Annotated in this window: 6 protein-coding genes; 3 read left to right on the top strand and 3 right to left on the bottom strand. The window is 69.9% G+C overall.

The features are described 5' to 3' along the window. Positions 1-278: 278 nt before the first annotated feature. Positions 279-1055: an Fpg/Nei family DNA glycosylase gene (locus ACIBX3_RS60035; RefSeq protein WP_397129813.1), complete on the top strand. Its 777-nt coding sequence runs from the start codon at positions 279-281 to the stop codon at positions 1053-1055. 44 nt (positions 1056-1099) lie between these two features. Here ACIBX3_RS60035 and ACIBX3_RS60030 read toward each other — a convergent pair whose 3' ends face one another. Further along, positions 1100-1726: a TetR/AcrR family transcriptional regulator gene (locus ACIBX3_RS60030; RefSeq protein WP_397129812.1), complete on the bottom strand. Its 627-nt coding sequence runs from the start codon at positions 1724-1726 to the stop codon at positions 1100-1102. Positions 1727-1772: 46 nt separating this feature from the next. Between ACIBX3_RS60030 and ACIBX3_RS60025 the strand changes: the two genes are divergently transcribed. Beyond that, positions 1773-2918, top strand: a complete 1146-nt coding sequence (locus ACIBX3_RS60025) for a serine hydrolase domain-containing protein (protein ID WP_397129811.1) — start codon at positions 1773-1775, stop codon at positions 2916-2918. 154 nt (positions 2919-3072) lie between these two features. Here ACIBX3_RS60025 and ACIBX3_RS60020 read toward each other — a convergent pair whose 3' ends face one another. Continuing rightward, entirely contained in the window at positions 3073-3789 is a 717-nt protein-coding gene (locus ACIBX3_RS60020; RefSeq protein ID WP_397129810.1) for a GntR family transcriptional regulator, read from the bottom strand. 228 nt (positions 3790-4017) lie between these two features. Here ACIBX3_RS60020 and ACIBX3_RS60015 point away from each other — a divergent pair, with 228 nt between their 5' ends. Next, positions 4018-4785 carry an aspartate/glutamate racemase family protein gene (locus ACIBX3_RS60015; RefSeq protein WP_397129809.1) on the top strand — a complete coding sequence of 256 codons (768 nt, stop codon included), beginning with the start codon at positions 4018-4020 and terminating at the stop codon, positions 4783-4785. On the opposite strand, the gene ACIBX3_RS60010 is transcribed toward ACIBX3_RS60015, so the two are convergent. Further along, the gene (locus ACIBX3_RS60010) at positions 4760-5959 is read right to left on the bottom strand and encodes an alginate lyase family protein (protein ID WP_397129808.1); all 1200 of its coding nucleotides are present in this window, start codon (positions 5957-5959) and stop codon (positions 4760-4762) included. The genes ACIBX3_RS60015 and ACIBX3_RS60010 overlap by 26 nt on opposite strands. Between the last annotated feature and the right edge of the window lie 41 nt (positions 5960-6000).

The raw sequence follows: 6000 nt of genomic DNA, 5'->3' as shown, positions 1-6000 counted from the left end.
TCAACGTCCAGGAGAGCAGAGTGCTCACCTACCGGCGGCCACTATCCACCACGGAGTCTGCCGGATGGCTTACTCCCAGAACTCATTAGGAGAGCGATGGTGGCACGTGGTGCGCACGCCAGGTGGGCTGAGCCCCTTCCCGCGGACCGGTGGCTTCCTGGCAGCCGCCGTCATCCTAGCCCGGTCGCGGGGAAGGCACACGTGGCCTCCAAGCTCACAGCCGAGGACGCGAAGCGGGCTCAGGGATGGGACGGGGCCGGCTGGGCAGGGCTTTCCTCATGCCGGAACTTCCTGACGTGGAGGGCTTCCGCAGGGTGCTGTCCGAGCACGCCGGCGAGCCGATCAGGGCCGTGCGCGTGCGCGACCCCGGGGTTCTTCGCGGCATCGGCGCGCGGCAACTGGCCGGCGCGCTGCGGGGCCACCGGTTCGAGCGGCCGCGACGGCACGGCAAGTGGCTGATCGTCCCGGCGGGCGGGCCGGTGCTGATGTTGCACTTCGGCATGACCGGCTCACTGTCCTGGCATTCCCCTGACGAGCCGTGGCACCGGCATGACCGTGTCGTCTGGCAGTTCGACGACGGTGAGCTGCGCTTCCGCGACATGCGGAAACTCCAGGGCATCCGCCTTGCCGGCGATGCGGCTCAGGCCGAGCGGATGCTCGGCGACCTCGGCCCGGACGCGCGCGACGTGTCACTCGAGCGCTTCGCCGAGTTGCTGTCGGGCCGCCGGGGACGGCTCAAGTCGGCGCTGACCGACCAGACGCTCATCGCCGGTCTGGGCAACCTGCTCGCCGACGAGATCTGCTGGCATGCCCGTATCAATCCGCAGCGTGCCGTGGGAGATCTGGACGAAACCGAATGCGCCGCGTTGTACGAGGCGATGCGCCGGGTCCTGCGAGAAGCGATCAAGGCCGGATGTGTGCCCCCACGTGACACCTGGCTCACCGGGACCCGCGACGAGCCCGATGGCCCTTGCCCGCGCTGCGGCAGACCTCTGTCCAGCCGCCGTGTCGCGGGCCGCAGAACCGTCTGGTGCCCTGGCTGCCAGCCTTCCTGACAAAGCTGCCGCCACCAGTACGGGACCGGCGATGCCGTGCGGCGTCAATCATCCCGTCCGCGGTCCGAGGCGTCGTCCGGCTCGGCGGCCGGCCTGGAGCGGAAGGGTTCGATGCCTGCCGTCACGAAGGTCGCGAGGGCTCGGAAGTCGTCATCGAGCACGCCGGGCGGGTGGTGAGCGAACCGTTCCGACGCTCCTCCGGCCGCCATGCCCAGCGCGGCCGTGGTCAGAATGCGCTCCAGTCGTGGCACGTGTTCGGCACCGACGCCCGCCCGGCGCAGGAGATCGTGGACGTAGGCACGGACCTGGCGCGCGCCTGCCGTGGCCGCCGGCCGGCTCAGCAGGAGCGCGAACGCCGCCGGATGCCGGCGGGCCACGGCTCTCGCGCCCCTGGCCATCGCCATGAGCGCGTCCACCCACCCCTCGGGCCCTTGGAGCCCGGCCGTCTCGCCGGGTGGCGGAACACCCTGCATGATCTCGGCGAGTAGTCGCTCGACGATGCCGTCCAGCAGGTCGGCCTTGTTCCCCACGTGCCGGTACAGCGCCATCGGCGTGACACCGAGCCGCCGGGCGACCGCATGCATGCTCACACCCGTCACACCGTCGTCGTCGGCGATCTCCAGGGCGGTACGCAGGATCGCCGTCCGGTCGATCATTTTCGGGCGCGGCACCGTAACCTCCCCGGCAAGGCCAATGTTTATATTATATACTTACCGTGTGCAACATCGTGTCCGACGGGCTCTGGGCCACGGCGCCCTGGCCATAGCGCTGGCCGTCAGCGTGTTCTTCTGGGTGATGGCGGACGGCGACGCCGGCTACGCCGCCCGGGTGCTGATGCACCAGGACTCCGGCATCACCGATGTCGAGTGGAAGCGGCACACGGTGGTGCGCCCGGCCACCATGCCCCGCTCATGGCCCGAGGGGGGCGGCTGCCCGATCCGGGAGTCCTTGCCGACCGGCAACGCGCAGAGCCTCATCGTGGTGCACGACGGGCGGCTGGTGTGCGAGTGGCACGGCAACGGCGGAGCCCGCGACCATCAGGCCGCGGCCTTCTCGGTCTCCAAGACCGTGCTCTCGCTGCTGCTGGCCCGGGCCGTCACGCATGGCCAGACCGGCGAGCTCGACATCCCGATCACCCACGCCATCCCCGAACTGCGGGCCAGGGACGAGCGATTCACGGCCGTCACGATGGGACACCTGCTCGACATGCGGTCGGGCATCGCCTTCTCCGAGGACATCTCGTTCCCCTGGGTCAATCGGGACTACCCGTCGGTCTACTACGCCGGTGATCTCGCCGGCACCGTCGTCCGGCGCCCCCGGATCGAAGGCCCGCCGGGGCGGTTCCGCTACAACGACTACGCGCCGAACCTGATCGGCCTGGCCGTACGGCGATCGACGGGGACCTATCTCACGCAGCAGCCGCTGCAACGCCTGTGGAACGACCTGGGCGCAGAGCACGCCGCCGCCTGGTGCGTCGACGACCACGGGTTTCCCTACCACGAGAGCGGCTTGGTGGTGACGGCCTCAGACCTTGCCCGGATCGGTCAGCTGATGCTCGACGACGGGCGGGCAGCCGGACGGCAGGTGGCGCCCAAGGCGTTCCTGGACCGCAGCCTGGATGCGGCCAACCTGGACCCGGTGACCACGTTCGCCGGTGTGAGTGTGGGATACCGCAACGGCTGGTGGATCCTCCCCCGTGGCGACGGCGGCCGGGACCTGGCCGCGATGGGCGCCCACGGCCAGGTCATGGTGGTATCACCGGCCACGCGCACGGTCATCGTCCGGATGGGCGACGACGACGTGAACATGACCAACATCCAGATCGCCACAACGCTGCAGAAACTGGCCGACCGCCTCGCCTGAAGCCGCTGGCGCTGCGGCTTCGCCCCGCGACACGTCCGGGAAGGCAAGGCGCCGGTGATCATGTTGAGGATCGTTCGATTCTCGGCACTGTCCCGGCCCTGCGCATGCAAGCCGGCCTCGAAGGCGGGTCACCTCATCGCCGGCAGGGCCGGCGTCACGCGGGTCCGGCCGCGCCGGGAGATCGTGGGCCGGTGACGAGCGAGTCTCCCTCGAACAGGTCCTCGATGAGCTCCCCGAGCCGGGACCAGTGCTCGGCCGACAGGGCCGCGGCGGCGTCGGCGTCACCGGCGGCGCACAGCCTGATCAGCTCGTCATGGTGGTTGATCGTGTCGCGCCCACCGAGCAGGGAGGAGAACTTGCGGAAGAGGATGCGGTGGATCTGGGGGTGGAGCTGTTGGAGCAGGCGCGCGACGACCGGATTGCCCGCCGCCTCGACGATGATCGCGTGAAGGCCGTCGTCGGCGCCGATCGCCCGCATGGCGTCCCCTGACCGCACGGCCTCGTCGAACATCCGGTTCGCCTCCCGGAGCCGGGCGATGTGCTCGGGTGTCATGGCGGGGACGGCGTCGCGTACCGCCACGTCGTCCAGCGCGCGCAGCACCTTGAGCGTGGCGAGCACGCTCGTCCGGTCGGGCACGGTGATGCGGGTGTAGACACCCGGTTTGGACTCGACCAGCCCCACGTCGAGGAGGCGGCTGATGGCCTCACGCACCGGCGTCCGGCTCAGGCCGAGGCGCGCGGCGATCTGCGAGTCCTTGATCTGCTCCCCCGGAGCGAGCTCGCCTCGGATGATGGCGTTCAGCAGGACGTCGTAGGCCTCGAACCGGAGTGGCGGCCTCTTGAGCGAGGCTCCGCGCTCTGCCAGAGGCATTCATAGACTCCCGGTTCGGTTCCGAATCTCCAGGCTATCGGCCGCCGTACGATCTTACGGCTTGGTGGCCCGGCTGGGCTTCGGACCGGTGTGACGCCCGCCCGCAGCGGCCTTCGGGGCGGCCGCGCGATGTCCTCTTGACAATTCGCCTTCGTATCCTCAAGAGTTGTCGTTTGCATGCAATATATCGCATGCAAACGACATGCGCCGTGGACTGAGGAGGCTCGTGTGACCGGTGGCGGCCCCTTGGTGGGCATCCTCGGCGGGATGGGCCCGGCGGCGACGGCGGACTTCTACGACAAGCTCATCCGCGCGACGCCGGCCGAGACCGACCAGGAGCATCTCCGGGTCGTGATCTGGGCCGATCCGACGGTGCCTGACCGCACCGCGGCGCTGCTCGACGGCGGAGCCGATCCGGCACCGTTCATGGAGCGGGGCGCCCGGGCCCTGAAGGAAGCGGGCGCCGACCTCATCGCCGTCCCCTGCAACACCGCCCACGCGTTCCTCCTCGGCATCGGGGCCAGGCTGGGCGTGCGCATCATTCACATGATCGAGGAGACGGCCCGGCACATCGAGGCGATGAGCCCGCCGGTCCACCGCGTCGGGATCCTCGCGACGACCGGGACCGTCAAGGCGAGGCTCTACCAGGACTCGCTCAGCCGGGCCGGCAGGAGCGTCGTGCTGCCGGACGCCGGGGAGCAGGCCGTGATCATGCGGGTCATCCGGGACGTCAAGGCCGGCGACACGGGCCCACAGGTCCGCCGGCGGATCTCGGAGATCACTGGAGCCCTGGCCGCCCGCGGAGCGCAGGCCGTGGTCGCCGGGTGCACCGAGCTCCCGCTCGTGCTCCACGCCGAGACCGTGCCGGTCCCCGTGGCCGATCCCGCGCGGATCCTGGCCGACGCGGTGGTGGCGCAGGCTCGCCGCATCGCCGGTTCCGGGCCTTCGCCGAACGCCCCGATGTGCGGTCCTAGTGGGGGTTGCCGGCGTGGGTGAGGGTCTCCCAGGCGACGAAGAGGTTGTTGGTGCCCGCCGGGCGCTGCCGCTCGGTGAGGGCCTGGGTGTTGCTCATCCCGATGCCCATGCGGTGGTGCAGGGCGTTGAAGCCGACCTCGGTGACCGGTCCCAGGCCGAGGGTGAGGCTCCCGCCGCACAACCACGACGGCACGCTCGCACCGAGCTGGTACCTGGCGTGCAGGCCGAGGGCGTGCCGGAGGCGGTCGGCGATCTCGGGGTAGAGGTCCTGCCCCTGGATCCGGGCCGTCTCAGCGATGTGCGCGATCGCCGCCAGGCCGTACCCGGTGTGGGTGAAGTCACGGCACGTCTCCTGGGACAGCCCGTCGACGAAGGTGCCCTGCCCTTGCCAGTAGTCGACGACCTCCGCCCGCGTGTCGATGCCGCTGCCGGCCGGCCCCCGGGGGAAGGCGCCGTCGCCGGCGAGGTAGACATAGGCGGGCAGGCGAGCCCGGAACGTGCTCACAGCCTTGTCGTAGGCGGCCTTGTCCTGCAGGAACACCGCGATCCCGATCGCCGCTTCCATCATCGAGAGCTCCCAGTTGCCGTTCGTGCGGGGGCTGCCGTTGATGACTTCGGGGAGGTAGACGTTGCGGAGCATGGTCGCGAAGCGGCTGACGCCCGTGGCGGACCACCCGGTGTACGTGTAGCGGATGATCTCGGCCGCCCTGGGCCAGGACGATCCCGCCCACCCGGTCTGGAGCGGCGCGTTGTGGTTGGTGTGGTCGGTGATCACGGCGGACCAGGCGTCCATGATCTGGATCGCCTTCTCCGCATACCGGCTGTCCCGCGTGATGTACCAGACCAGTGCGTCGGTGTAGGCGGCGAGCGCGTCCTGACGTTCGTCCGTGCAGCCGTTGTTGGGATTCGAATACGGGCCGCACTCCACGACGGCTCGCGGCTTCGGGGTCCGCGACAACGACGCCAGGGAACTCGCGATCATCTGATCGTAGGCGCCCTTCCACGGCTGGGCCCCGGCATTGACCTTGGAGCGGACGAAGTCGAGCTGAGGTTTGCTGACGAGCACGCCGGGATGCGTGAAGGCGGCCGGCGCGCTGCGGGCGTCGGCGGCCGGCGAGGACATGACGCCGGCGATCAGTGCGATCATCAGCGCGCCGAGTGACAGCAGGCGGCCGCGACCACGGGGATGGACCATGAGCTCACCCCTTATTTAGGAAACTTTCCTAAAATTTGGTG

The organism is Nonomuraea sp. NPDC049480, assembly GCF_044465905.1.
Lineage (GTDB): Bacteria > Actinomycetota > Actinomycetes > Streptosporangiales > Streptosporangiaceae > Nonomuraea.
Note: the sequence above shows the minus strand (reverse complement) of the source record. Positions and strands in the feature narration are given on the sequence as shown.

Coding starts and splice junctions, on each gene's coding strand:
- ACIBX3_RS60035 (WP_397129813.1), top strand. CDS start 279: ATGCCGGAACTTCCTGACGTGGAGGGCTTCCGCAGGGTGCTGTCCGAG.
- ACIBX3_RS60020 (WP_397129810.1), bottom strand. CDS start 3,789: ATGCCTCTGGCAGAGCGCGGAGCCTCGCTCAAGAGGCCGCCACTCCGG.
- ACIBX3_RS60010 (WP_397129808.1), bottom strand. CDS start 5,959: ATGGTCCATCCCCGTGGTCGCGGCCGCCTGCTGTCACTCGGCGCGCTG.